The organism is Microbacterium sp. Leaf179, assembly GCF_001423785.1.
Lineage (GTDB): Bacteria > Actinomycetota > Actinomycetes > Actinomycetales > Microbacteriaceae > Microbacterium.
Genome location: NZ_LMPH01000001.1, coordinates 49,159 through 73,265, shown reverse-complemented (window position 1 = coordinate 73,265; position 24,107 = coordinate 49,159). Strand labels below are relative to the sequence as shown.

The window sequence follows — 24,107 nt, the reverse complement described above, 5'->3', positions numbered from 1 at the left end:
GGCTCAGGATGCCATGACTCCCATTCAGCGGGAACGCTCTGGCGCGTCCGTGGCCGGTGCCGGACGATGGACATGTCGAAGGAGACCCCATGTCGCACCCCGCCGCCGCCCCCGAGACGCTGCTCGCCGCCCCCGACCAGGCGACGCAGAGTCAGATCGTCGACGAGATCCGCGCCCGTCACGCCGAGCTCGACGCCCTCGACGCCGCCGGTGAGCGCCTCGGCGCGACCGCGCACGACTTCCCCGCGTACCGCTCGAGCGTGCTGCGGCATCCGACCAAGAACCCCCGGCTCGTCGACCCCGAGACGATCGAGCTGTTCTCGCCCGCCTTCGGGCAGCGCGACGTCGCCGCGATCGAATCCGACCTCACGCTGCAGCACGCCGGGGAACCGCTGGGTGAGCGAATGAGCGTGCAGGGGCGCCTGCTCGATTCGTGGGGACGGCCGGTGGCGAACCAGCTCATCGAGATCTGGCAGGCCAACTCGGCCGGGCGCTACATCCACCAGCGCGACCAGCACCCCGCCCCGCTCGACCCGAACTTCACCGGCGCGGGCCGCGCGGTCACGAACGAGAACGGCGAGTACCGCTTCACCACGATCAAGCCCGGCCCCTACCCGTGGAAGAACCACCGCAACGCCTGGCGGCCGGCCCACATCCACTTCTCGGTGTTCGGCTCGTCGTTCACCCAGCGGCTCGTCACGCAGATGTACTTCCCCGGTGACCCGCTGTTCGCGCTCGACCCGATCTACAACAGCATCCACCGGCAGAAGGACCGCGACGCCCTGGTGGGCGTCTACGACCACGACCTCACCTCACCCGAATGGGCGACGGGGTACCGCTTCGACATCGTCGTCGACGGCGCCGATGCGACCTACTTCGAGCAGGAAGGCGACGAGTGATGAGCGCCGTCCCCCCCAAGACCCACCGCGCCACCCCCGGCCAGACCGTGGGGCCGTTCTTCGCGTACGGCCTGGAGTTCCCGAAGCAGCACCAGGTCGCCTTCCCCCACTCGCCCGGCGCGATCGTGCTCGGCGGCACGATCCTCGACGGCGCGGGGGCACCCATCCCCGACGCGCTCATCGAGATCTTCGGGGCGGATGCCGACGGCTCGGTGCCGCGGGCGCGGGGCGCGTTGCGCCGCGACGACCACACCTTCACCGGCTTCGGTCGCGCGTTCACCGACGACGAGGGGCACTTCGAGTTCTGGACCCGCGAGCCCGCTGGCATCGGGGGCCGCGCCGCCTTCTACGCGGCGATCGTGTTCGCGCGGGGGTTGCCCGACAAGCTGCACACCCGCATCTACGTGCCCGGTGACGACGCCGCGCTCGCCGCCGACCCGCTGCTGACCTCTCTGACGCCGCAGGAGCGCGCTACTGTCGTCGCGACGCGCACCGCCGACGGCGGCCTGCGGCACGACATCCGGCTGCAGGGCGAGAATGAGACGGTCTTCCTTGCCTTCTGAGCCCCCCACGGTGGTCGACGTCGGATTGCTCTCGCCGGTGACGGTGGGGCACGACCTGCTCGTGTCGGACGGGTTCGTGCTGGACGCGCTCGTTCGCGCGGAGTGCGCTCTGGTCGCGGCCTACGCCGACCTCGGCGTCGCGCCGCGGCGGGTGGCGGTCGAGGTCGACCACGTCTTCGGGCTCGACGAGCGGGGCGGCTCGCCCGCGCGGAATCTCCCCGCGCGCAATGTCGATGTCGGTGCGCTGGTCGCGGCGTCGGTCGCCGGGGGGAACCCCGTGATCCCGCTCGTCGGCATGCTCAAGGAACAGGTGCCGGCCGACTGCCGGCCGTGGATCCACCGCGGCGCCACCAGCCAGGACATCCTCGACACCGCGCTGATGATCGTCGCGCGCCGCGCCATGGAGCAGGTGCGCTCGTCGCTGCGCATCGCGGGGGAGCGGGCCCGGGAGCTCGCCGTCACGCACGCCGACGACGTCGCGGCCGCTCGCACCCTCACCCAGCACGCCGTTCCCACGACGGTCGGCGCTCGGGCCGCGACGTGGGCGCGGGGCATCGAGCGGGCGCTCGCGCGCGTCGATGCGCTCGCGTACCCCGCGCAGCTCGCCGGCGCCGGCGGCACCCTGGCCTCGTTCGTCGAGATCACGGGCTCGCACGAGAACGCGGCGGCGCTGCCCGCGGCGTTCGCCCGGGCCGCCGGCCTCGACGCCCCCGATGCTCCCTGGCACGTCACCCGCTGGCCGATCACCGAGCTCGGCGATGCCCTGGTGCAGGTTCTGGACGCGCTCGGCAAGCTGGCCGCCGACGTCGCGACCCTCGGTCGCACCGAGATCGGCGAGGTGTCGGAGGGCGTGGGCGGCGGATCGTCGGCCATGCCGCAGAAGCAGAACCCCGCCGAGGCGGTGCTGATCCGCTCCGCCGCCCTGCGCGCTCCGCAGCTGGGGGCGACGCTGCACCTCGCGGCCTCCCTGGCCATCGACGAACGCCCCGACGGCGCTTGGCACGCGGAGTGGCCGACGCTGCGCGAGCTGCTGCGTCTGGCGCTGGGGGCGACGCGGCACGCGGCGTTGCTCGCGTCTCACCTGCGGGTCGATGTGGCGGCGGCGCGGCGCAACGCCGGGCTGACCGGCGGTCGACTCGTGAGCGAGCGGCTGCGCGGAGTGCTCGTGCCGCTCATCGGCGCGCCGCGGTTCGCCGAGCTGCTCGCCGGCGACGGCGACCTGGCGGAGCGCCTGCGCGCGCTGCCCGAGGCGGCGGGACTCGACGTGGACGCCGTGCTCGACCCGTCGGCGTACGTCGGCCTGGCGCCGTGGCTGGCGCGGGGCGGGGCCGACCGCGAGGCAGGCGGCGGCCGCGCAGAACGCGCGGCATCAGACGCACACGAACACGGCCTGGACGAACACGGGCCGGACGAACACGGCCTGCACGAACACGGGGTGGACGAATGAGTGCGGTGTCGCTGATCTCGCTGACCGAGCCGGTCGGACCGCCCGACGCGCCGCTCGTGGTGCTGGGGCCGTCGCTCGGCACCTCGACCATCCTCTGGGACGACGTCGTGCCGCTGCTCGCCGACGACTACCGCGTCGCCGCGTGGGACCTCCCCGGCCACGGCACGGGGCCCGTCGCGCGCGCGGCGTTCACGGTCGCCGACCTCGCGGATGCCGTGGCCGCGGCCGTACCCGACGACACCTTCCTCTACGCCGGCGTCTCGCTCGGGGGAGCCACCGGACTCGAGCTCGCGCTGCGGCACGGCGATCGTCTTCGTGCCGCCGCGATCGTGGCATCCGGAGCCCAGCTCGGCGACCCCGGCGCCTGGGCCGAGCGCGCCGCGCAGGCGCGGGCGCAGAGCACGTCGAGCCTCATCGTCGCCTCGGCCCAACGCTGGTTCGCCCCCGACTCGATCGCGCGGCGCCCCGAGCTGACCGGCCGGCTGCTGCACGCGCTGCAGGACGCCGACGACGACAGCTACGCCCGCTGCTGCGAAGCGCTCGCCGCGTACGACGTGCGCTCGGATCTCGGTCGGATCGACGTGCCCGTGCTCGCCGCGTGGGGGGCGTTCGACGCCGTCGCCCCCGAGGCCAAGGCCGTCGAGATCGCCGCGGGCGTGGGCAACGGTCGGGTCGAGCGCATCGACGGCGCCGGGCACCTGCCCCCCGCCGAGCAGCCCGGGGCCGTGGCCGCCCTGCTGCGCTCGTTCTTCGCCTCCACCTCTCGAAAGGCCGCCTGATGCCCACCGACCAGGAACGCCACGACCAGGGGATGGCCGTGCGCCGCGCGGTGCTCTCGGACGCGCATGTCGACCGCGCGACCGCGGCGACGACCGACCTCACCGCCGACTGGCAGGACTTCATCACGCGCGTCGCGTGGGGTGACATCTGGTCGCGTCCGGGTCTGGACCGCCGGTCGCGCTCGATCGCGGTGCTCAGTTCGCTCATCGCGCACGGGCATCACGAGGAGCTCGCGATGCACCTGCGGGCGGCGCTGCGCAACGGCCTGACGGTCGACGAGATCCGCGAGGTCATTCTGCAGTCGGCGATCTACTCGGGCGTGCCGGCCGCGAACACCGCGTTCCGCATCGCGTCGCAGGTCTTCGCCGAAGACGCGACTCACGCGCCGGAGTGATCGAGGGCGTCGTCGTAGGCGTCGATCAGCCGGTCGAGGAAGCGCTGCACGGTTGCGCGCTCCGCGGCGTCCATGGCCTGCACCACCGTCTCGACGCCCTCGATGAGGGGCGTGACGAGCTCGCGCGCCCTGTCGCGTGAGCCGTCGACGGGGGTGACCACGAGCTTGCGGCCGTCGTGGGGGTGGCGTTCGCGGCGGATGTGCCCGGCGTTCTCGAGGCGGTGCAGCACCAGCGTCATCGCGGCGGTCGAGATGCCGAGGCGTCGGGCCAACTCGGTGGGGGTGGCGGGTCCCGTCGAGATGAGGTGGTCCATCGCCTCGAGCCCGGGTGCGTCGACGGCGAGGGCGGCGGCGACGTGCTTCTCGAACTGCTGCTGGCGCAGGGCGACGCGCTGCACGCGCGCCCGCAGATCGTCGTCGCCCAGCGGGGCGTCGCTTCGGCGCGCACGCTCGCGCTCACGGCGGTCGTCGTGCGCAGCGGGAGGGTCGTCGAGCGGGTCCACTCGTCCAGGATAGTCGTGTAGATTGCTAATCTCATTGATTATCAACGGAACGGGTGAAGAATGGCGGCGACCTCCGACCGACGCGTGCTGATCAGCGGGGCGAGCATCGCCGGCCCGGCGCTCGCGTACTGGCTGAACCGATACGGCTACGAGACGGTGATCGTCGAACGCGCCGACGCGCTGCGCACCGGCGGGCAGAACGTCGACGTGCGCGGAGCCGGACGCGAGGTGGTGCGGCGGATGGACCTGGAGTCCGACGTGCGGGCGGCGACCACCGGCGAGGTCGGCACGCGGTTCGTCGACGGCGACGGACGCACGGTCGCGGAGTTCCCGGCCGGCCGCGGCGAGTCCGACGGCGCCACCGCCGAGCTCGAGATCCTGCGCGGCGACCTCGCGGAACTGCTCGTGGAACGCACGACCGTACGCACGGAGTACCGCTTCGGCGACCGGGTCACCGGGCTGGAGCAGGATGCCGACGGTGTCACGGTGCGCTTCGAGCGAGCGCCCGAGGAGACTTTCGCCCTCGTCGTGGCCGCCGACGGAATCGGCTCGCGAACCCGCGGGCTCGTCTTCGGCGAGGAGCCGCGGATCCGCTCGCTGGGGCTCGAGACGACGTACGGGACGATCCCCCGCACCGCCGAAGACGACGACTGGTGGCGCTGGTACTCCGCGCCGGGCGGCCGGTCGATCACGCTGCGCCCCGACCCGCACGGCACGATCCGCGCGACGCTGTCGGTGGTCACCGATCGTGCGCGCCCGAGGAGCGAGCGCGGAGATATGGACGCCCAGCGCCGCCGCCTGCGCGCCGTCTTCGCCGACGCCGGCTGGGAGGCGGAGCGCGTGCTCGACGCCTTCGACCGCGCCGACGAGCTGTACACCGACGCGATCGGTCAGGTACGGGCTCCCCGCTGGTCGAGTGGTCGGGTCGCACTCGTGGGGGATGCCGCGTACTGCGCCTCACCGGTCAGCGGAATGGGGACGAGCCTCGCCCTCGTGGGTGCGTACGTGCTGGCGGGCGAACTGGCCGCCCATGTCGACCACCGCGACGCATTCGGCGGGTACGAGCGCCTGATGCGCCCCTACGTCGCGCAGGCGCAGAACCTGCCCCCGGGGACGCCGCGGCTGGCCAACCCGACCTCGCGGGTCGGCGTGGGGGCATTCCGGACCGCGCTGCGGGTGGCATCCACTCCCCTCGCGAAGCGTCTCACGGGGGGACTCTTCGCGCCGCCGGCCGACGCCATCGACCTGCCGGACTACGCGCACCTGGGGTGACGTGTCGGTGAGGCCGCGTCACGGGCCGCGCGATCGTGATGCGCCGCATCACAACGGCTTATGTCGGAATGAAGCAAGACTCGGCTCGAGGCTCAGCCCCGCCACACCTCCACCGGCGTCAACGGAACGAGCGGTGGCACCAGAGCCGTGGTCTCGAGCACGATGCGTCGGCCCTCCCGCGCAGACAGCGGCAGCGCCGTCATGATCTCGGTCACGTGCAGCGCCATCGCCCCACTCGCGCGCCCGGGCGAGGACGCGCCACCGCCCGCCGCGCCGTAGGCCTCGGCGCCTCCGCGCACCATATCGATCACGCCGATCCCGCGCCCCGCGGCAACGTACCCGGCGGTCGGCGGCAGCTCGACCCAGTCGTGGGCGCCCGGCGCCAGGTGCCGTACGACCCCGTCGAAGTTGTTCGGATCCGGCACCGCCAACGAACCGGCCTCACCGTGCACCTCGATCGGGCTCGCCGTGGACCCGGCCGCGTCGAAGCTGAAGGTCACCGTCGACAGCGCGCCGGTGGTGTGCCGGAGCGTTCCGGTGACGTGCGTGTCGACCTCGACCACGATGCTCTCGCCCGCGCGGGGCCCCGATCCGATGACGCGTTCGCTGCGTCCGCGCGAGACGTCGCCGGTGACGGAGACGACGGGCCCCAGCAGGTGCACCAGCGAGGTCAGGTAGTACGGCCCCATGTCGAACAGCGGCCCGCCGCCCTCGCGGTAGTAGAAGTCGGGATTCGGATGCCAGTGCTCATGGCCCGCCGACACCCACGTCGCCGTGGCGGCGGTGGGCGTGCCGATCAGGCCGCTCTCGACCGCTGCGCGCGCCGTCTGGATGCCGGTTCCGAGCACCGTGTCGGGTGCGCTGCCGACCTCGACGCCGGCCGCTTCGGCATCCGCCACGATCTGTTTCGCGTCGTCGAGGGTCGTCGCGAGAGGCTTCTCTCCGAACACGCGTTTGCCGGCGGCGATCGCCGCACGGGCGATGTCGGCGTGCGCGGCCGGGATCGTGAGGTTCACGACCACGTCGATGTCGTCGGCGGCGAGCAGCGCGTCGACGCTCAGCGCCCGCGCGTGGTCGAGCGACGCCGCCACCTCGGCGGCGCGTTCCGCCCGCAGATCGGCGACCGCGGCGATGCGCACGGCGGGGTGCTCGCGCAGCGTGTCGAGGTACTGCTCGCTGATGACCCCGAGGCCGATCAGACCGATGCGCGTCGGCTCGCCCACAGCAGCCCCCTCTCGATGATGGTGCGCACGTTGTCGTCGGCCAGCACCGAGGGGTCATGGCCGGGGGTCGCGACGAACACCCGTCCTTCGCCCCAGGCCCGCGTCCACACGGCGGGAGACACGATCGGTCGGTGCCACGGCTCGTCGACGCGAACCGGGTGGGTGGTGGTGGCGAGTACGTCGTTCAGATCGTCGTGCAGCACCCAGTACTGCTCCGTCGTGAGCGAGAAATCGACGATCCCGCTCATGATCTGGTGCGTGCGGCCGAGGTCGGTGAGCTCGATGCGGTGGTCGAGGAACACGTCGGTCCCGTCTCCGACGCGATCGCCCGGATCCTTGGACGGGTGGGCGGCGAACTGGCCGCCCACCAACTGCAGGTAGTCCGCTTCGTGGCGGTACGAGTCGACGATGCCGCCGTGCCATCCGGCGAGCCCGGTCCCCGCGGCCACCGCGCGCCGCAGACCCTGGATGCTCTCGCGATCGGCCTCACTCATCGTCACGGACTGCACGACGAGGTCGACGCCCCGCATGAGATCGTCGTCGGCGTAGACGCCCGGTCCGTCCTCGATGCGCACGTCGAAGTCGTTGTCGCGCAAGAACGGCACGAACAGGTCGGTCGCCTCGATGGGATGGTGGCCCTCCCACCCCCCGCGCACGATCAGAGCTGTGCGTGACGTCATCGTCGCCCCCTTCGGCATCCGGATGCCATCGACCCGACGACGGCATCGACGGTCACGCTACCGTCGACCCCCGACATCGCCCGCGTGATCTGCGCGAACCGGACACGCTGGCCCGCGCTGCCTGCTCCGCCATCGCGCCTCCGACCCCGGAGCCCTCCGGTGGTCGTCCGCACGGGCGAGCCCGTACCCCTCACTCCGCGCGTTCGACGCCCTCGTCGTCCAGGGGGCGACGCCTCGATCGGGACACGCGCCACCAGCCGTAGTCGACCGAGGCTGCGGCGACGATCACGACGACCACTGTCTCCGGGAGCGTGGGCGGGCCGTCGTCGGTCACGAGTGCGGAGAGCCCCACGACGAGCAGTCCGGTGAGGGCGCCGAAGACGGTCCAGACCGTGAGCTGCACGCCCGTCGAACCCACCCGGCGCAGGGCGCTCGCGACGAGCCATGCCGGCCCGACCGCCACGGCCGCGACGGCGACGGTCAGTGCGCCCCCGACGAGTCCCACGACCGCGGTCAGGGTGATGGCCAGGGTGGTGAACGCGTGCACCGGGCTGACGCCGAGCGACGGGGCCTGCTGGATGGCCTGCACGCTCGTGTCGATCACGATGACGACCAGCATGGCCAGCAGGAACATCGCGCAGGCTCGCGCCGCCGCCCGCAGGACGTCGCGCCAGCGGGCGCTAGTTCGCAAACCGCCGGCCCGCGAACCGCCCGGTCGCGCGTCGCCCTCGCGACCCGCCCGCGTGCGATGTGCGTCACCCACGAGGCGAGCCTAGAGCCGCGCCGCCACGGTCCTGGCGCCCTCCCCCGCAGGGCAGTACGCCCCGCGCTCCGCCCGCGAGGTGTCGAACCCCTCCCCGCATCCCGCCTCGAACCCCGCCCGCCGATCCCCGCCCGCCCCACCCCGCCGATAATGGACGGGTGGAATCCTGGGAGACGCGAGAGTGGTTCGCCGACTTCCTCGACGCCCTCAACCGCCACGATCTCGACGACGTGCGGGGCTTCCTCGACCCCGGAGTCCGTCGTGCGCACCTCCCCGCGGGCGCCGACGCGTGGATCGCCGACTACGCCGACCTGCTGCGGGGCTTCCCCGACTGGCAGTGGAAGCGCATCCAGCTGCTCGTCGAAGACGATCGCCTCGCCGTGCACCTGCGCGGGGGCGGGACGCACACCGGCCCGTACGGGCACCTCGCGCCCACGCGTCGGCGCGCCAGCATCGCCGCGTTCGCGATGTACCGGATCGAGCGGGGGCGTGTCGTCGAGGCATCCGGAACCGATGACGCTGCCCAGGTGCGCGCGCTCCTGGGCTGAGGATTCCCACTGCCATCGCCGGAGTGGGCGCGGCGACGGGTCCGGATGCCGCGCCGGCGGCGGACGGGTCGCGGTTCGCCTGTCAAGGGCGCAGCGGTGTCGGAGGTGCCGGGTAGCTTCGCTCATGCCCGGTCATTCAACGGGCAGAAGGAGCGGTGTCCCATGCACGCGACTGAACGCCCCGGCGCGGGCGTCGTGTGGGCTCGTGTCGAAGACGGGTTCCACGTCGGCAGCCGCAACGGCGCCTTCCTCGGGTACATCGATCGCCAGGCCGACGGGGGCTTCCTCGCCTTCGACGGTCGCTCCCGCGTCGTCGGACGCTTCGACGCGCTGACCGCCGCGATGGCGGCCGTCACCAACGGGCAGCCCCCGCAGGACGCCGAGATCACCCTGCAGCAGGTTCGAGTGCCGGCCCCGCGCGGGCTCGGCCAGGGCGGGGTGCGCTGATGGCGGCTCCCCTCGTCTCCGTCTCGTACGTCAGCACCGAGACCGACCCCTTCGACGACGAGCGTCTGGCCGCGCTGCTCGCGCAGAGTCGGCGCTCCAATCACGAGCACGACCTCACGGGCATGTTGCTGCATCGCCGCGGGCGCTTCTTCCAGGTGCTGGAGGGGCCGCAAGACGCGGTGGACGCCCTGATCGCGAAGATCCGTGAGGACGCGCGGCACCACGACATCCGCATCCTGCTCCGTGAGAACCTCGACGACCGCCGCTTCGACGAGTGGACGATGGGCTACGAGCCCATCGGCGTGCCGTCGACGCCGCCCCCCGAGGGGTTCCGCGACACCTTCGACGACCTCGAGTCCGCCGACGACGAGATCAGCTCGCGGGCGGTGCGCGAGTTGACGGTCTGGTTCCGGGCCCGCACGGCGGGCGACCGCTGATCCCTTCGCCGCCGCGACGGCGGTCGAACCGTTCAGCAGAGCGGGCGGGTGATCTCCTTACCGGTCACAGCGGCGGGTCGAGGGCGCGGAGCGCGGCATCCATCTTCTCGGCCATGACGGCGTATCCGGTGTCGTTCGGGTGCAAGCCGTCCGATGCCATCCAGCTGTCGGCGTCGTCGGCGTAGTGCCCGTCGAGCCAGTGGCTCGCTCCCTCGATGTGGTCGGCGCCGATCCTCTCGGCCGCGTCCTCGACCCACCCGGCGATCACGTCGACCGAGGCGGGGCGTTCCGCGGTGTACCAGAACGGCTCCACGACGACGATGCGCGCTTGCGGCAGACCGTCGTGCAGGCGCTGCAGGTCGTCGTCGATCGTCGCGCGGATCTGGTCGGCCGCGCGGTCGTAACTGAAGTTGTCGTTCAGGCCCATCGTGACGAACACGATGTCGGGCTGGTCGTCGATGACGAGGGCGGGAATGTCGTCGAGACCCGCCCCCATCGTGGCTCGGCGGTTGACGAAGCCGAGGCCGTTCTCGCTGCGGTTGATCTCTTGCCACCCGCGCTCGACCGAGACGATCGTCGACCACCGGTGGTCGGACGAGCTCGCCCCGGTCCCGCGCGTGTACGAGTCGCCGTAGAACGACACGACAGGTCCGTCGCCCGTCGGAGCGGGGACGGGGGCGGGGGAGGTCTGCGCCGAGCAGGCCGTGCCCGCCAGGATCGCGGATGCCACCACCATGAGGCTGAGCAGTCGTCGCGCGCGCATGCTCTCATTGTCGGCGCGGATGCGAGGGGCGGGGCCGTCCAGGGTGAACCGTGCCGGATCGCGCCGGGCGCCTGCCGTCGCGTCACGCGCCGAGCGCGGACCCGCTTTCGGGTGCCTCGGGGTGGTCGGCGGCCGGTGCCGCGAGCCGCGCGACGTGGCGGGCGATGCGCGCCGCGCGCGCGGTCTCGGACGTCGCCGTGACGACGGGGTGCAGCACGGAGTATCGCTCCGACTTGTTCAACGCCGCGAAGCGACGCGCGGCCGCGGGCTCGGCATCCAGTGCCGCCTGAAGATCGGCGGGGACCTCGATCGCCGCGGACCCCGCGTAGGCGCGCTCCCAGCGGCCGTCGGCCTGTGCGCGCCGGATCTCGGCGGCACCGCGTTCGCGCATTCGCCCCTCGTCGGCGAGGCGGTCGACGATTCCGACGTTGCGCGTCGACCACATCGACCGCGCACGGCGCGGGGTGAAGTGCTGGCGGAACGTGGCCGCGTCGCGCGACTGCTTCCGCCCGTCGATCCAGCCGCTGCACAGTGCTTCGTCGAGGGCCTGCGCGTACGTGAGCGAGGTCGGAGCGGTGGTGCCCTTCTTGGCGAGCACCAGCCACACGCCGTCGTTCGTGCTCTCGTTCTCGTCGAGCCAGGCCCGCCAGGCGTCGACATCGGCGACGGTGAGTTCGAGGGGGTCGGTCATGTGGAGTGCCTCCTTCGCGCGGGCCGCACGAGCACGATAACGCGCACCTCCGACACGGCGCCCCTATCGGAGCGGGCACGTCCGAGGCAAGCGGCCCCCGGCGGCCTTCGGCATCCGGTGTCATGGATGCATGCGATGTGTGACCTATGCGGGCGAGACCGTGACCACGACCGACGACGTTGCCGAGGCGCTGGTGCAGCTGACCGCGTCGATCGCCGCCGACGGGCAGGCCGAAGCGGTGAGCATCCCGATCGTCACCGACGACGGCGAGACCGAACAGGCGGAGCTCGTCATCGGTGTAGGCAACGATGTGCTGAGCGCGCCGGCGGCGTGGGAGCGCGAGGAGCCCGACTTCGGCTGGGCCGCGGAGCAGCTCCGTCAGCACCGGCGCTACCCCCAGTCGACCGCTGTCGCCCACGAGCAGACGAGCGACGACACCAATCCCGACGCTTTCTGGGACCCCGACCTCGAGGGATTCACGCGCGCCTGAGCCCGCACCCGAGGGGGGAGCTCGTCAAGCCCACCCTCGCCACCGCGCGCCGACGTAGCGTGAGGGATCCACGCCGACGGCGGCCGGTTTACCGTCCCGGCGTGTGAGCCCCGGACAGTCCGGGCGGCTCCGCCGTTTCGCGGGCGCCGCCCGGACGCCGGGGTGCCTCATGGTCATCGGATGCCGGATGCCCACGTGCTCCGCTGGCGTTTCGAGATGTACGCCCTGTCATGCGGTGAACCATTCCCGCATGTCGGTCCACACCGTCGTCAGGGCGTCCTCGAGCGGGAGATCGGCGGAGCCTTCCAGCCATCGGTCCACCGCGAGGTCGAAACAGGTCACGGCGAGGGCTGCCCAGGCGTGCGCAGGCCCGGAGGCGATGCCCCGTTGGTTCAATGATTCTTCGATGGCGCGCGCGAGGTAGTGACTGCGCAGAAGATCGCGCTCGTGCAGGGCCGGTTCGCTCTGGATGATGCTGCGTCGACGTGCGATCTGTTCTCGCCAGCCCTGGATGCCTCGGCATGCGGCGGCGAGACCTTCGCGCACGGTGGCCGCTGCGTCGCGTTCCTGCGGGATGGATGCCATGAAGTCGCTCACCGCCTGCGGGAACTCGCGATCCCGGAGGAACAGCACATCGCGTTTGTCGGCGAAGTGGCGGAAGAACGTCCGTGTGGTCAGCCCCGCCGCCTCGGCGATCTGGGGAACCGTGGTTCCCGCGTACCCCCGGTCGGCGAACAGGTTCATCGCCGCGGTTTCCATCCGCAAGGCAGCGTCCGGTGACCATCGAGGCATGGACCCATGATGACACGAACTGTCGTAAGATCGGTCACGATGACACGCAATGTCATCAGAATCGGAGAGCGGAAGAATGAGCGACAACTCGGCGGCGTGGATCGATTCTCCTTATGCAGACCTGACGGTCCGAGCTGCGCCGATGCCGAAGCCGGGGGTGGGGCAGCTGTTGCTCGAGGTGCGCGCGGTGGCGGTGAATCCGCTCGACGCGATCATCCAGTCCAACGGCACCGTCATGTACGGCTGGTTGCGCTACCCGGTGATCCTGGGGGAGGACGTCGCGGGCGTCGTCGTCGAAACCGGTGCCGGCGTGGACGACTTCGCCGTCGGAGACCGCGTCGTGGCGTACGCGATGGGCCTGGAGAAAGGACGGGACGCCGTCTCCGAGAGCGGTTTCCAGGCCTACGTCGCGGTCGACGCGAGCCTGGCCGCCGTCCTGCCGGCCGCCATCGCCTTCGAGGAGGCCGCCGTCCTGCCTCTGGCGATATCCACCGCGGCGGCCGGCCTGTTCGAGAAGGACCAACTGGGACTGGACTACTCCCGTCTCGGAAACTCGGCGCCTCGCGACGAGGTCGTCGTGATCTGGGGCGGCGCGACGGCGGTCGGAGGCAATGCGATCCAGCTCGCCCGAGCGGCCGGCTATCGGGTCGTCACGACAGCCTCGGCGAAGAACCACGAACGGATGAGGCGGCTGGGGGCGGAAGCCGTCTTCGACTACCACGACCCGGACGCTGCGAATCGGATCATCGATGAGGTCGGCGGCTCCGCGGTGGCGGGGGTCCTCGCCGTCGCGACGGGTTCGGCCGAGCCCTGTCTGAGGATCGCGCGCGCAACCGGTGCCACGCAGATCGCGATGGCGAGCCCTCCCGTCTCGTTCTACGATCAACCGCGCCGTCGAGGCCTCTCCCTCGCTCGCATCCGCCTCTTCCTGAAGCTCGGAACGCGGACTGCTCTTCTCCAGGTGCGCAGTCGCACCCGCGGTATCGGAGCATCGTTCATCTGGGGAAGCGCCATCGCCACGTCTCCCGTCGGCCCGGCCGTCTGGGGCGGGTATCTCCCCGCCGCTCTCGCCTCGGGCAGCCACCACCTCTACCCCGAAGCCCACATCGCGGGACACGGCCTCCCGGCGATCCAGGGGGCCATCGACACCCTTCGCCTCGGCGTATCGGCGCGGAAACTCGTCGTCACCCTCGACCACGCACCGACGGGATCGTGATCGATCCACGAGGAGTCGTCGGAGCGCAGTGCGGGAACAGCGAGCGCCGGGCGAGAGGAGCGTCAGTCTGAAGCGACGCGGGAGAGTCCGGCACAAGTCCGGGAGTCACACATGGAGGGGCTGACGGGAATCGAACCCGCGCTATCTGCTTGGGAAGCAGAAGTTCTGCCATTGAACTACAGCCCCGTGCGCCTTGCGGCAGCCCGGCCAGCATAACAGCGTCCGGTCGTCGTGCTCCCCGTCGTCCGTCACAGACCCCCGCGAAAACGACCCTCGCCCTAGGCTGGGGCCGTGCTGCTCTCCGATCGCGACATCCGAGCCGAACTCGACGCGAAACGCCTCGGGCTCGACCCCTTCGACCCGGCCATGGTGCAGCCCTCCAGCGTCGACGTGCGACTCGACCGCTACTTCCGGCTGTTCGACAACCACAAGTACCCCTTCATCGATCCCGCCGAGGAGCAGCCCGAGCTGACACGTCTCATCGAGGTCGCTCCCGACGAGCCGTTCATCCTGCACCCGGGCGAGTTCGCTCTCGGGTCGACCTTCGAGCGGGTGAGCCTTCCCGACGACGTCGCCGCGCGCCTCGAGGGCAAGTCGTCTCTCGGCCGCCTGGGGCTGCTGACGCACTCGACCGCGGGGTTCATCGACCCGGGCTTCTCGGGCCATGTGACGCTCGAGCTCTCGAACGTCGCCACCCTGCCGATCAAGCTCTGGCCGGGAATGAAGATCGGGCAGGTCTGCTATTTCCGCCTGACCTCGCCCGCCGAGAACCCGTACGGCTCCGGCCCGTACGGCAACCGCTATCAGGGTCAGCGCGGGCCGACGGCTTCGCGCTCCGCGCTCAACTTCCACCGCACCGACGTCGGCTCGACCGAGGCCGGGTCCGTCGGGCGCTGACCCGACGACGAAGCGGCGAGGCTCCCTCGGGAGTCCTCGCCGCTTCGTGGTTTCGCGGGATCATTCGGATGCCGACGACTCGCGGCCGCGGCGGAACCCGGCGTCGAAGCCGCGCTCGAACGCGTGCTGCGCGGCCTGGTGACCTCGGTGGTGGCCGTGGCCGTCCCGGCCGAAGCCTCGGCCGCCGTGGTCGCGCTCGTTGCCGGCGCACGGCCGATCCGCGGTGTATCCGCGGTGACCGCCGTGCTCGGCCTCGTGATCGCCGTGGCCGGAACCCCGGCCGAAGCGTGCACCGAACCCGCGCGGGCCGGGGCCGAAACCAGGACCGAAACCGGGGCCGAAACCGCCGCGTCCCGGGCCGCGGAAGCCGCGCTCCGGTGACGCCTCGGTCGCGTCGACTCCCAGCGCGTCCGAGAGGGCGTCGAGAGCCGTCGTCAGGCGCTCCAGCTGCTCGGCCGGCACGTCGGCCAGCAGGGCCGCGCGGTCGGCATCCACCCGGTCGAGGAGCTCGCGACCCCCGGCGGTCAGTCGCCAGCCGTCGTCGCCGCGCTCGATCCAGCCGCGCTCGGCGAGAGCGTCGACGCGCTTGCCGCCGCGGGCGAGACGGTCGTGCACCCAGGGCGCGTCGATCCGTCCGTCGATGGCGCTGAGGATCATCACGGTCTTGGGGTGCAGCTCGCTGTCGCGCAGCTGCGTGAAGAGGCGGTGGTGCAGCGCGTGACCGACCGTCGTGAGGCGGTGGGCGAGGCTGCGGGCATCAGGTGATGTGGAGGTGTTCATGGGGTGTCCTTTCGGGGCGGTCCATCCGCCGATACATGTCATGTGACAACAGATGTACTGTGACATGTATCTCTGATGCTTGTCAAGCGACATGTAAAATTCCCGCATGGCCACTGACCCCGCCGACGAGATCGCCGCCGCTCTCGGGCGCTTGCGCGGACGCCGCCCGCGCCCGCCCTTCGGCGCCGAGGGGCACCATCACCCGCACGTTCACGGCGAACGCGGGGGATTCGGCGGACCCTGGGGGCGCGGCACCCCGCCCTGGGCCGACCCCGTACAGGGGCGCTTGGGTGGACCCGCACGCCTGCGCCTGCTCGACGCTCTGATCGCGGCATCCGGATCGCTCTCGGTGAGCGAGATCGCCGAGGCGGTGGGCGTCGACCAGCCCCGCGCCTCGCGGCTGGTTCAGCAGGCGGCGCAGATGGGTCTGGTCGCACGCGAGCCCGATCCCGACGACGCCCGCCGCACGCGCGTGCGCCTCACGCCCGAGGGCGAGGGGATGGTCTCGGGTTTCCGCGGTCGACGACGGGATGCCGTGCGCTCCGCGCTGGAGTCGTTCACCGACGACGAGCGCGTCGAGTTCGCCCGCCTGCTCGGCAAGTTCGCCGACGCCTGGCCGCGCGACTGAGCTGACGGTGTGCCGGGCCCCGGCCCGCCTCAGCGGATGACGGCCGGCCGCGCCTTCACCGGAACCATCAGCACCAGCCCGACCGCCAGGATCAGCACGATGCCCACGATGCCGAGGCGGGTGTCGCCGGTGATCCCGACGAACAGGGCGAACAGGCCGGGAGCCAGGAACGACACCGCACGCCCGGTCGTGGCGTACAGTCCGAAGATCTCACCCTCGCGACCCTCCGGAGCCACCCGGGCGAGGAACGACCGGCTGGCCGACTGCACGGGTCCGACGAACAGGCCGAGCCCGAGGCCCGCCACCCAGAACGCCGGCACCGACGTGCCGATGAAGAGGATGACGCTGCCCAGGACGATCAGGCCGATCAGCGAGACGACGATCACGCGCTTCGGTCCGAAGCGGTCGTCGAGGCGCCCCGAGAAGAACGTGCTGATACCGGCCACCACGTTCGCCGCGACCGCGAAGTAGAGCACCTCCGTGGAGCTGAAGCCGAACACCTGCGCGGCGATGATCGCGCCGAAGGTGAATACGCCGGCGAGGCCGTCGCGGAACACCGCGCTGGCCACCAGGAAGAGCAGCACCTGCCGGCTGTCGCGCCACAGCGAGCGCAGCGTGCCCCACAGCACCACGTACGAGCGGAAGAAGCCGACGCGCACCCGGCGCTGCTGCGGCGGGATCTCGGGAACGCGCAGCAGAACGGGAACGGCGAACACCCCGAACCAGACCGCGGATGCCAGGACCGCGAGGCGGATGTTCAGCCCGCCCTCCTTCGGCACGGCGAGAAGCCCCCCGGCATCGGGTGCGCCGAAGCTCTGGATGAACAGCACCAGCAGCAGGAGCAGCAGCACGATGCCGCCCACGTACCCCATGCCCCAGCCGAAGCCCGAGACGCGGCCGATGTTCTCGCGCGTGGAGACCTGCGTGAGCATCGCGTAATAGTTGACGCTGGCGAATTCGAAGAAGACGTTGCCGACCGCGATGAGGGTGGCGCCGAGCACGAGGAACTCGGGCGTGCCCTCGACGAAGACCATCGCGGCCATCGACAGCACGATGAGGCCGGTGTTGATGCCGAGCCAGAGCTTGCGGCGCCCCGTACCGTCGGAGCGCTGGCCCAGCACGGGGGCGACGAGCGCCACGACGATGCCGGCGATCATCAGCGCCACGCCCACCAGGCTCGCGTTGTCGGCGAGGGCGCGCACGAGGGCGGGGTCGTCGTCGTTGCCGTTCGCCGCGGCCACCACGGCGGGATCGACGAACAGCGAACTCGCCAGGTAGGTGCTGAACACGAACGTGGTCACGACCGCGTTGAAGGCGGCGGATCCCCAGTCCCACAGGGCCCAGGCGAGCACCGGCCGACGGAGGGTGCTGACGGGGGCGGAGGCGGGCTCGGGAGGGGTCATACGGGTCACGCTAGGCCCCTCCGGTGAACGCCCGGTACCCCCGAGACGACGCCGCGCCACCCTTGGCGCGCTCATTCAGGCTACCGCCGAGCCCGCACGGCGGCGCGGAGCCGACTACCGTGGAGTCATGGCATCCGAAAACCCCGTCGACTCCGCTGAGGCGGAGACCACCCCCGCCCCGCTCACCTTCTCCGACCTGGGTCTGGATGCCAACGTGCTCAAAGCCCTCAAGGACGTCGGGTATGAGACCCCGTCGGCCATCCAGGCCGCGACCATTCCCGTGCTCCTGCAGGGTCGCGACGTCGTCGGTCTCGCGCAGACCGGTACCGGCAAGACCGCGGCTTTCGCGCTGCCGGTGCTGTCGCAGATGGAGACCGGCCACAAGAACCCGCAGGCCCTCGTGCTCGCCCCCACCCGTGAGCTCGCGCTCCAGGTGTGCGAGGCGTTCGAGAAGTACGCCGCCCACATCAAGGGCGTCTCGGTGCTCCCCGTCTACGGCGGTCAGGGCTACGGCCAGCAGCTGTCGGCGCTGCGCCGCGGCGTCGACATCGTCGTGGGCACCCCGGGTCGCATCATGGACCACCTCGACAAGGGCACCCTCGACCTGAGCGAGCTGAAGTACCTCGTGCTCGACGAGGCCGACGAGATGCTCAAGATGGGCTTCGCCGAAGACGTCGAGACGATCCTCGCCGACACCCCCAAGACGAAGCAGGTCGCGCTGTTCTCGGCGACCATGCCGGCGCAGATCCGCCGCATCTCGGCTCAGTACCTGAACAACCCCGAAGAGATCACGGTCAAGACCAAGACCGCGACCTCGACGAACATCAGCCAGCGGTACCTGATCGTGTCGTACCAGCAGAAGATCGACGCCCTCACGCGCATCCTCGAGGTCGAGAACTTCGAGGGCATGATCGTCTTCACCCGCACGAAGAACGAGACCGAGACGGTCGCCGAGAAGCTGCGTGCCCGCGGGTACACCGCCGCCGCCATCAACGGCGACGTCGCCCAGGTGCAGCGCGAGCGCACGGTCAACCAGCTGAAGTCCGGCAAGCTCGACATCCTCGTCGCCACCGACGTCGCCGCGCGCGGTCTCGACGTGGATCGCATCAGCCACGTCGTCAACTACGACCTGCCGATCGACACCGAGTCGTACGTGCACCGCATCGGCCGCACCGGTCGCGCCGGCCGCACGGGCGACGCGATCAGCTTCGTCACCCCGCGCGAGCGCCGCATGCTCACCGCGATCGAGAAGGCGACGCGCCAGCCGCTGACCGAGATGTCGCTGCCGAGCGTCGACGACGTCAACGCCACGCGCCTCACCCGTTTCGACGACGCGATCACCACCGCCCTCGAGGACACCGCCGCGATCGCGACGTTCCGCGACGTGGTGGCCCACTACGTCGAGCACCACGACGTGCCCGAGGCCGACGTGGCCGCAGCGCTCGCCGTGGTCGCCCAGGGCGACACCCCGCTGCTGCTCGAGGCCGAGGCCTTCCGTCAGCAGCGCTTCGACAGCGAGCGTCCCGCGCGCGACGGCGGTTCCCGCGACGGGGGTTCGCGTGACGGTGGATCGCGCGACAGCGGTCCGCGCCGCGACACCTCGGGGCGCTTCTCGACTTACCGCATCGCGGTCGGTCGTCGCCAGCGCGTCGAGCCGCGTCAGATCGTCGGCGCCCTCGCGAACGAGGGTGGGCTGCGTCGCAACGACTTCGGTGCGATCCAGATCCGCCAGGACTTCTCGCTCGTCGAGCTGCCCGCCGACCTGTCGAGCGACACGATCGGCCGCCTCGCCGACACCCGCATCTCGGGCCAGCTGATCGACCTGCGCCTCGACGGCGGCGGACGCTCCGCCAAGCGCAGCGACCGCCCGCAGCGTCGTGAGAGCGACCGCGATCGCGACTGACCCCGCGGCATCCGTCCGACGCCCCCGCTGACCTTCGGGTCGCGGGGGCGTCGTGCGTGCAGCGCGTCGCAGGCGCGGCCGCCGCCCGGTGTCGTCCTCACGCCGCGTGCGTGCTGCGGGGCGGGGCATGTCCCACTTCGTGCTGCCCAGGCGCCTCGCCGCTGCACATTTCGGGACATGCCTGCGCTGTGCGAGACGCTCACGCGCGCTGCGGGGCGGGGCGTGTCCCACTTCGTGCTGCCTGGGCCCATCGGGGCTGCACATTTCGGGACACGGTTTGCGCTGCGCGAGACGCTGGGCACGCTGCGCGGAGGGGCATGTCCCACTTCGTGCTGCCTGGGCCCCTCGCTGCTGCACATTTCGGGACATGGCCCGCGGCGTGCGACACACGGCATCCAGAAGTTGAGCCAATTCATATCAACTCGGCTTGACCTCGATGCAGAGCCCCGATAACCTTGAGTCATCGGGGCTCAACCCCCGCAGAGACTTCATAAAACCCCGAGTCGTGGCATCCGTCCGGCTCACAAGCAAGGAGACACATATGCCCCGTGCAGTGGGAATCGACCTCGGTACGACCAACTCCGTCGTGAGCGTGCTCGAGGGTGGCGAGCCCAAGGTCATCGCCAACGCCGAGGGTTTCCGTACGACCCCCTCGGTCGTCGCCTTCACGAAGGACGGCGAGGTGCTCGTCGGTGAGACCGCCAAGCGCCAGGCCGTCACGAACGTCGACCGCACCATCTCCAGCGTCAAGCGCCACATGGGTACGACCTGGTCGTTCGACGTCGACGGCAAGAAGTGGACGCCGCAGGAGATCTCGGCCCGCATCCTGCAGAAACTCAAGCGCGACGCCGAGGAGTACCTGGGCGACACCGTGACCGACGCGGTCATCACGGTCCCCGCGTACTTCAACGACGCCGAGCGTCAGGCCACCAAGGAGGCCGGCGAGATCTCGGGCCTCAACGTGCTGCGCATCATCAACGAGCCCACCGCCGCGGCTCTCGCGTACGGCCTCGACAAGGGCAAAGAAGACGAGCTCATCCTCGTGTTCGACCTCGGTGGCGGAACGTTCGACGTCTCGCTGCTCGAAGTGGGCAAGGACGACGACTTCTCCACCATCCAGGTGCGCTCCACCTCGGGCGACAACCGCCTCGGTGGCGACGACTGGGACCAGCGGGTCGTCGACTACCTCATCAAGCAGTTCAAGGACACGACCGGTGTCGACGTCTCGGGCGACAAGATCGCCCTGCAGCGTCTGAAGGAAGCGGCCGAGCAGGCCAAGAAGGAGCTGTCGAGCTCGACCTCGACCTCCATCAACCTGCCCTACCTGTCGCTCACCGACTCGGGCCCCGTCTCGCTCAGCGAGACCCTCACGCGCGCCAAGTTCGAGGACCTCACCAAGGACCTCCTCGACCGCACACGCAAGCCCTTCTCCGACGTCATCCGCGAGGCCGGCGTCAAGGTGGAGGACATCGCGCACGTGGTGCTCGTGGGCGGCTCGACCCGCATGCCCGCGGTCGCCGAGCTCGTGAAGAAGGAGACCGGCAAGGACGCCAACAAGGGCGTCAACCCCGACGAGGTCGTGGCCGTGGGCGCAGCCCTGCAGGCCGGTGTCCTCAAGGGTGAGCGCAAGGACGTGCTGCTCATCGACGTCACCCCCCTGAGCCTCGGTATCGAGACCAAGGGCGGCATCATGACCAAGCTCATCGAGCGCAACACGGCCATCCCGACCAAGCGCAGCGAGACCTTCACCACCGCCGACGACAACCAGCCGTCGGTCGCGATCCAGGTCTTCCAGGGCGAGCGCGAGTTCACCCGCGACAACAAGCCGCTCGGCACGTTCGAGCTCACCGGCATCGCCCCGGCTCCCCGTGGCATCCCGCAGGTGGAGGTCACCTTCGACATCGACGCGAACGGCATCGTCCACGTCTCGGCGAAGGACAAGGGCACCGGCAAGGAGCAGTCGATGACGATCACGGGTGGCTCGTCGCTGCCCAAGGAAGACATCGAGCGCATGGTGCGCGAGGCCGAAGAGAACGCGGCCGACGACAAGAAGCGCCGCGAGTCCGCCGAGACCCGCAACCAGGCCGAGACCCTGTCGTACTCGATCGAGAAGCTGATCAAAGAGAACGAAGACAAGCTCCCCGCCGAGGTCAAGACCGAGGTCCAGGGCGATGTCGACGCGCTCAAGACGGCACTCGCCGGCGATGACGACGACGCGGTCAAGACCGCGTTCGACAAGCTGAACGCGAGCCAGGGCAAGCTCGGCGAGGCCATCTACGCCTCGTCGCAGGCCGCGGGCGAGCCCGCCGACCCCAACGTCGGCCAGCCCGGCAACGGTGAGACGCCGAACCCCGAGGAAGACGTCATCGACGCCGAGGTCGTCGACGACGAGCCGACCGACGAGACGAAGAAGTAAGCAGAGACCATGGCACACAAGGACGACGAACAGCCCACGGGCTCGGGCGCCGGTCCTGACGAGACGGGGCCGGAGGAGAACACCTCCGGCCCCGCGCCGTCGGGCGAGCAGTCCGAGACGCAGGACCCGGATGCCGATGGCCTGACCATCGACGACATCCTCGGCGCCGAGCAGACGCCCGAGGCCGCGGCAGAGGGGGCTTCCTCCGACAAGGAGGCCTCGCTGCTGATCGACCTCAAGCGACTGCAGGCCGAGTACGCCAACTATCGCCGGCGCACCGAAGACCAGCGCGAGCGCGAGATCGAGCGGGCCAAGGGCGAAGCCGTGAAGGGCCTGCTGCCCGTCATGGACGACCTCGACCGCGCGGTCAAGCACGGCGACCTCGTCGAGGGCACGCCCTTCGCCGCCATCGGCGACAAGGTGCGGGCCGTGGCCGAGCGCCTCGGTGTGGTGTCGTACGGCGCCGTCGGCGACGTCTTCGACCCGCAGCAGCACGAGGCCATCTTCCAGGCGCCCACCCCCGGCGTGACCGAGACGACGATCCTCGAGGTCGTCGAGGTCGGTTACCGCCTCGGCTCGATCGAGCTGCGACCGGCCAAGGTCGTCGTCGCCGTGCCGGCCTAAGAGGAGGACACATGGCGAGTCAGGACTGGTTCGACAAGGACTTCTACAAGGTCCTCGGCGTCGACAAGAGCGTCAGCGCGGCCGATCTGAAGAAGACCTACCGCAAGCTCGCGCGCCAGTACCACCCCGACTCGAACCCGGGTGACGCGAAGGCCGAGGCCAAGTTCAAAGAGATCAGCGAGGCCTACTCGGTGCTCAACGATCCGGAGCAGCGCGAGGAGTACGACCAGATCCGGGCCATGGGCTCGGGGGCGCGCTTCTCGGCACCGGGTACCGGCGGCGGCGGCGGTTTCGACGACGTCTTCAGCCGGTTCGGTCAACCGCGCAGTGGCGGCGCCGGGGCCCCTCCGGGGGGCTTCGACGACTTCTTCTCGATGTTCGACCAGCAGGGCGGCGCCGGTTTCGGTTCCGGCCGGTTCGGTCAGACCTCGGGTGGATACCGCGGTTACGGCGGACCGCAGCGCGGATCCGACGTCACGGCGCGCACGACGATCGACTTCGTCACGGCGGCCAAGGGCGAGACGATCACGCTGCAGGGCGAAGACAATGTCCCGTTCAAGGTGAAGATCCCGGCCGGGGTATCGGACGGGCAGAAGATCCGCCTGCGCGGCCGCGGACGCAAGTCGCCCGACGGCGGCGAGAGCGGCGACATCGTCGTGACCGTCGCGGTGCGTCCGCACCCGGTGTTCACGCGCGACGGCCTCCACCTGCGGGTCACGGTGCCGGTCACCTTCACCGAGGCGGCTCTGGGCGCCACGATCGAGGTCCCGACACTCGGTGGGGAGCCGGTGCGACTGCGCGTCGCCCCCGGCACCCCGTCGGGACGGGTGCTGCGCGTCAAGGGACGCGGGATCGAGTCGACCAAGGGCGTCGGCGACCTGCTCGCCGAGGTCCAGGTCGCGGTGCCCACGCACCTCGACGACGCGGCCCGCGAGGCCCTCGAGCGTTTCCACGAGCTCGAACCGAAAGAGAACCCGCGCGCCGACCTGATGGCCAAGGCGCGCTGACGCATCCCACGCGCGTCGTCGCGGTTCTCGGCATCCGATACGTCAGGATGCCGAGAACCCGGCACTCGCACCCGGCACGACGAAAGAGGTGAAGACGTGTCCGAGAGAGAGATCGACGAAGACGCCCCGATCTTCGCCATCGCCGCCGCCGCCGAGCTGTCGAACATGCACCCGCAGACGCTGCGGCAGTACGACCGGCTCGGTCTCGTCGTGCCCGCGCGCACCCAGGGCGGGTCGCGTCGCTACTCGAGCCGCCACGTGCAGCAGTTGCGCGAGGTCGCCCGCCTGTCGGGGGAAGGCATGAGCCTTCCCGCGATCGCGCGCCTCCTCGCCCTCGAGGAGCGCGTGCACGATCTCGCCCGCCGCGTGAACGACCTCGAGCGGCAGCTCACGATCGAGCGGCAGTCCCGCCCCGGTGCGCGCGTCTTCGCCGCCGGCGCGACCGGCTCGGTCGTGACGCTCCGCCACGGCTCGCGCGTGCGTCGCGCGACCGACATCGTGCTCTGGCGCCCGCGCGACATCCACGACGACTGACATCCCG

Annotated in this window: 27 protein-coding genes and 1 tRNA gene; 18 read left to right on the top strand and 10 right to left on the bottom strand. The window is 70.9% G+C overall.

Annotated features, from left to right (window positions below; all coding sequences use genetic code 11):
- Positions 1–89: 89 nt before the first annotated feature.
- From pcaH to pcaC, 5 genes are read left to right on the top strand one after another with little or no spacing between them, the layout of a single operon-like run.
- The gene (gene pcaH / locus ASF96_RS00380; RefSeq protein WP_055832539.1) at positions 90–899 is read left to right on the top strand and encodes a protocatechuate 3,4-dioxygenase subunit beta; all 810 of its coding nucleotides are present in this window, start codon (positions 90–92) and stop codon (positions 897–899) included.
- On the top strand, positions 899–1,462 hold the full coding sequence (pcaG, locus tag ASF96_RS00375; protein ID WP_055934949.1) for a protocatechuate 3,4-dioxygenase subunit alpha: 564 nt from the start codon (positions 899–901) through the stop codon (positions 1,460–1,462). The genes pcaH and pcaG overlap by 1 nt, the downstream gene beginning before the upstream one ends.
- The gene (locus ASF96_RS00370; RefSeq protein WP_055934946.1) at positions 1,452–2,909 is read left to right on the top strand and encodes a lyase family protein; all 1,458 of its coding nucleotides are present in this window, start codon (positions 1,452–1,454) and stop codon (positions 2,907–2,909) included. Before pcaG ends, ASF96_RS00370 begins: the two co-directional genes overlap by 11 nt.
- A complete protein-coding gene (locus ASF96_RS00365) occupies positions 2,906–3,688 on the top strand; it encodes an alpha/beta fold hydrolase (protein ID WP_055934943.1) in 783 nt (260 codons plus the stop codon). Before ASF96_RS00370 ends, ASF96_RS00365 begins: the two co-directional genes overlap by 4 nt.
- Positions 3,688–4,083 (top strand): 4-carboxymuconolactone decarboxylase, encoded by a 396-nt coding sequence (gene pcaC, locus ASF96_RS00360; protein ID WP_055934940.1) that lies wholly within the window; start codon positions 3,688–3,690, stop codon positions 4,081–4,083. Before ASF96_RS00365 ends, pcaC begins: the two co-directional genes overlap by 1 nt.
- Here pcaC and ASF96_RS00355 read toward each other — a convergent pair.
- Positions 4,068–4,586 carry a MarR family winged helix-turn-helix transcriptional regulator gene (locus ASF96_RS00355; RefSeq protein ID WP_055934937.1) on the bottom strand — a complete coding sequence of 173 codons (519 nt, stop codon included), beginning with the start codon at positions 4,584–4,586 and terminating at the stop codon, positions 4,068–4,070. The genes pcaC and ASF96_RS00355 overlap by 16 nt on opposite strands.
- Positions 4,587–4,646: 60 nt before the next feature.
- Between ASF96_RS00355 and ASF96_RS00350 the strand changes: the two genes are divergently transcribed.
- Positions 4,647–5,858 (top strand): FAD-dependent monooxygenase, encoded by a 1,212-nt coding sequence (locus tag ASF96_RS00350; protein ID WP_055934934.1) that lies wholly within the window; start codon positions 4,647–4,649, stop codon positions 5,856–5,858.
- Positions 5,859–5,950: 92 nt separating this feature from the next.
- On the opposite strand, the gene ASF96_RS00345 is transcribed toward ASF96_RS00350, so the two are convergent.
- The 3 genes from ASF96_RS00345 to ASF96_RS00335 all read right to left on the bottom strand — a co-directional run bounded on the left by ASF96_RS00345 (position 5,951) and on the right by ASF96_RS00335 (position 8,524).
- Positions 5,951–7,081 (bottom strand): Gfo/Idh/MocA family protein, encoded by a 1,131-nt coding sequence (locus tag ASF96_RS00345; RefSeq protein WP_055934931.1) that lies wholly within the window; start codon positions 7,079–7,081, stop codon positions 5,951–5,953.
- Positions 7,054–7,761: a ThuA domain-containing protein gene (locus ASF96_RS00340; RefSeq protein WP_055833193.1), complete on the bottom strand. Its 708-nt coding sequence runs from the start codon at positions 7,759–7,761 to the stop codon at positions 7,054–7,056. Before ASF96_RS00340 ends, ASF96_RS00345 begins: the two co-directional genes overlap by 28 nt.
- Before the next feature lie 190 nt (positions 7,762–7,951).
- Positions 7,952–8,524: a hypothetical protein gene (locus ASF96_RS00335; protein WP_156458662.1), complete on the bottom strand. Its 573-nt coding sequence runs from the start codon at positions 8,522–8,524 to the stop codon at positions 7,952–7,954.
- A gap of 158 nt (positions 8,525–8,682) precedes the next feature.
- On the opposite strand from ASF96_RS00335, the gene ASF96_RS00330 reads away from it, so the two are divergent.
- From ASF96_RS00330 to ASF96_RS00320, 3 genes are all read left to right on the top strand, one after another.
- Complete coding sequence (locus tag ASF96_RS00330; protein ID WP_055832614.1) at positions 8,683–9,072, top strand: ester cyclase; 390 nt, start codon at positions 8,683–8,685, stop codon at positions 9,070–9,072.
- A 162-nt stretch (positions 9,073–9,234) separates the two neighbouring features.
- Positions 9,235–9,519 (top strand): hypothetical protein, encoded by a 285-nt coding sequence (locus ASF96_RS00325; RefSeq protein ID WP_055832616.1) that lies wholly within the window; start codon positions 9,235–9,237, stop codon positions 9,517–9,519.
- Entirely contained in the window at positions 9,519–9,956 is a 438-nt protein-coding gene (locus tag ASF96_RS00320; RefSeq protein ID WP_055832618.1) for a BLUF domain-containing protein, read from the top strand. The genes ASF96_RS00325 and ASF96_RS00320 overlap by 1 nt, the downstream gene beginning before the upstream one ends.
- A gap of 64 nt (positions 9,957–10,020) precedes the next feature.
- Here the strand turns inward: ASF96_RS00320 and ASF96_RS00315 are convergent, their stop codons facing one another.
- Both ASF96_RS00315 and ASF96_RS00310 read right to left on the bottom strand, forming a co-directional pair.
- A complete protein-coding gene (locus tag ASF96_RS00315; protein WP_055832620.1) occupies positions 10,021–10,719 on the bottom strand; it encodes an SGNH/GDSL hydrolase family protein in 699 nt (232 codons plus the stop codon).
- An 82-nt stretch (positions 10,720–10,801) separates the two neighbouring features.
- Positions 10,802–11,410: a YdeI/OmpD-associated family protein gene (locus ASF96_RS00310; RefSeq protein WP_055934928.1), complete on the bottom strand. Its 609-nt coding sequence runs from the start codon at positions 11,408–11,410 to the stop codon at positions 10,802–10,804.
- Positions 11,411–11,570: 160 nt separating this feature from the next.
- Here ASF96_RS00310 and ASF96_RS00305 point away from each other — a divergent pair, with 160 nt between their 5' ends.
- Entirely contained in the window at positions 11,571–11,900 is a 330-nt protein-coding gene (locus ASF96_RS00305; protein WP_235560490.1) for a hypothetical protein, read from the top strand.
- Between the two features lie 228 nt (positions 11,901–12,128).
- Here ASF96_RS00305 and ASF96_RS00300 read toward each other — a convergent pair whose 3' ends face one another.
- Complete coding sequence (locus ASF96_RS00300) at positions 12,129–12,644, bottom strand: TetR/AcrR family transcriptional regulator (protein ID WP_055934925.1); 516 nt, start codon at positions 12,642–12,644, stop codon at positions 12,129–12,131.
- Positions 12,645–12,834: 190 nt separating this feature from the next.
- Between ASF96_RS00300 and ASF96_RS00295 the strand changes: the two genes are divergently transcribed.
- Positions 12,835–13,908 (top strand): zinc-binding alcohol dehydrogenase family protein, encoded by a 1,074-nt coding sequence (locus ASF96_RS00295; protein ID WP_235560489.1) that lies wholly within the window; start codon positions 12,835–12,837, stop codon positions 13,906–13,908.
- 112 nt (positions 13,909–14,020) lie between these two features.
- On the opposite strand, the gene ASF96_RS00290 is transcribed toward ASF96_RS00295, so the two are convergent.
- A tRNA-Gly gene (locus ASF96_RS00290) sits at positions 14,021–14,094 on the bottom strand.
- Positions 14,095–14,199: 105 nt separating this feature from the next.
- Between ASF96_RS00290 and dcd the strand changes: the two genes are divergently transcribed.
- Entirely contained in the window at positions 14,200–14,805 is a 606-nt protein-coding gene (dcd, locus tag ASF96_RS00285; RefSeq protein WP_055832702.1) for a dCTP deaminase, read from the top strand.
- A gap of 60 nt (positions 14,806–14,865) precedes the next feature.
- Here dcd and ASF96_RS17195 read toward each other — a convergent pair whose 3' ends face one another.
- Positions 14,866–15,585: a MarR family winged helix-turn-helix transcriptional regulator gene (locus ASF96_RS17195; protein ID WP_055934919.1), complete on the bottom strand. Its 720-nt coding sequence runs from the start codon at positions 15,583–15,585 to the stop codon at positions 14,866–14,868.
- 106 nt (positions 15,586–15,691) lie between these two features.
- On the opposite strand from ASF96_RS17195, the gene ASF96_RS16290 reads away from it, so the two are divergent.
- Positions 15,692–16,213: a MarR family winged helix-turn-helix transcriptional regulator gene (locus tag ASF96_RS16290; RefSeq protein ID WP_082509206.1), complete on the top strand. Its 522-nt coding sequence runs from the start codon at positions 15,692–15,694 to the stop codon at positions 16,211–16,213.
- Positions 16,214–16,242: 29 nt separating this feature from the next.
- Here ASF96_RS16290 and ASF96_RS00270 read toward each other — a convergent pair whose 3' ends face one another.
- Positions 16,243–17,616 carry an MFS transporter gene (locus ASF96_RS00270; protein ID WP_055832704.1) on the bottom strand — a complete coding sequence of 458 codons (1,374 nt, stop codon included), beginning with the start codon at positions 17,614–17,616 and terminating at the stop codon, positions 16,243–16,245.
- Between the two features lie 127 nt (positions 17,617–17,743).
- On the opposite strand from ASF96_RS00270, the gene ASF96_RS00265 reads away from it, so the two are divergent.
- The 5 genes from ASF96_RS00265 (at position 17,744) to ASF96_RS00245 (ending at position 24,100) form a co-directional block, all read left to right on the top strand.
- Positions 17,744–19,519, top strand: coding sequence for a DEAD/DEAH box helicase (locus tag ASF96_RS00265; protein ID WP_055832705.1), 1,776 nt, complete (start codon positions 17,744–17,746; stop codon positions 19,517–19,519).
- A 541-nt stretch (positions 19,520–20,060) separates the two neighbouring features.
- Positions 20,061–21,935 carry a molecular chaperone DnaK gene (gene dnaK / locus ASF96_RS00260; RefSeq protein WP_055832706.1) on the top strand — a complete coding sequence of 625 codons (1,875 nt, stop codon included), beginning with the start codon at positions 20,061–20,063 and terminating at the stop codon, positions 21,933–21,935.
- Between the two features lie 9 nt (positions 21,936–21,944).
- Positions 21,945–22,559, top strand: a complete 615-nt coding sequence (locus tag ASF96_RS00255; protein ID WP_055934916.1) for a nucleotide exchange factor GrpE — start codon at positions 21,945–21,947, stop codon at positions 22,557–22,559.
- A gap of 11 nt (positions 22,560–22,570) precedes the next feature.
- The gene (locus ASF96_RS00250; RefSeq protein ID WP_055832708.1) at positions 22,571–23,566 is read left to right on the top strand and encodes a DnaJ C-terminal domain-containing protein; all 996 of its coding nucleotides are present in this window, start codon (positions 22,571–22,573) and stop codon (positions 23,564–23,566) included.
- 96 nt (positions 23,567–23,662) lie between these two features.
- Complete coding sequence (locus ASF96_RS00245) at positions 23,663–24,100, top strand: heat shock protein transcriptional repressor HspR (RefSeq protein WP_055832709.1); 438 nt, start codon at positions 23,663–23,665, stop codon at positions 24,098–24,100.
- Positions 24,101–24,107: the final 7 nt, after the last annotated feature.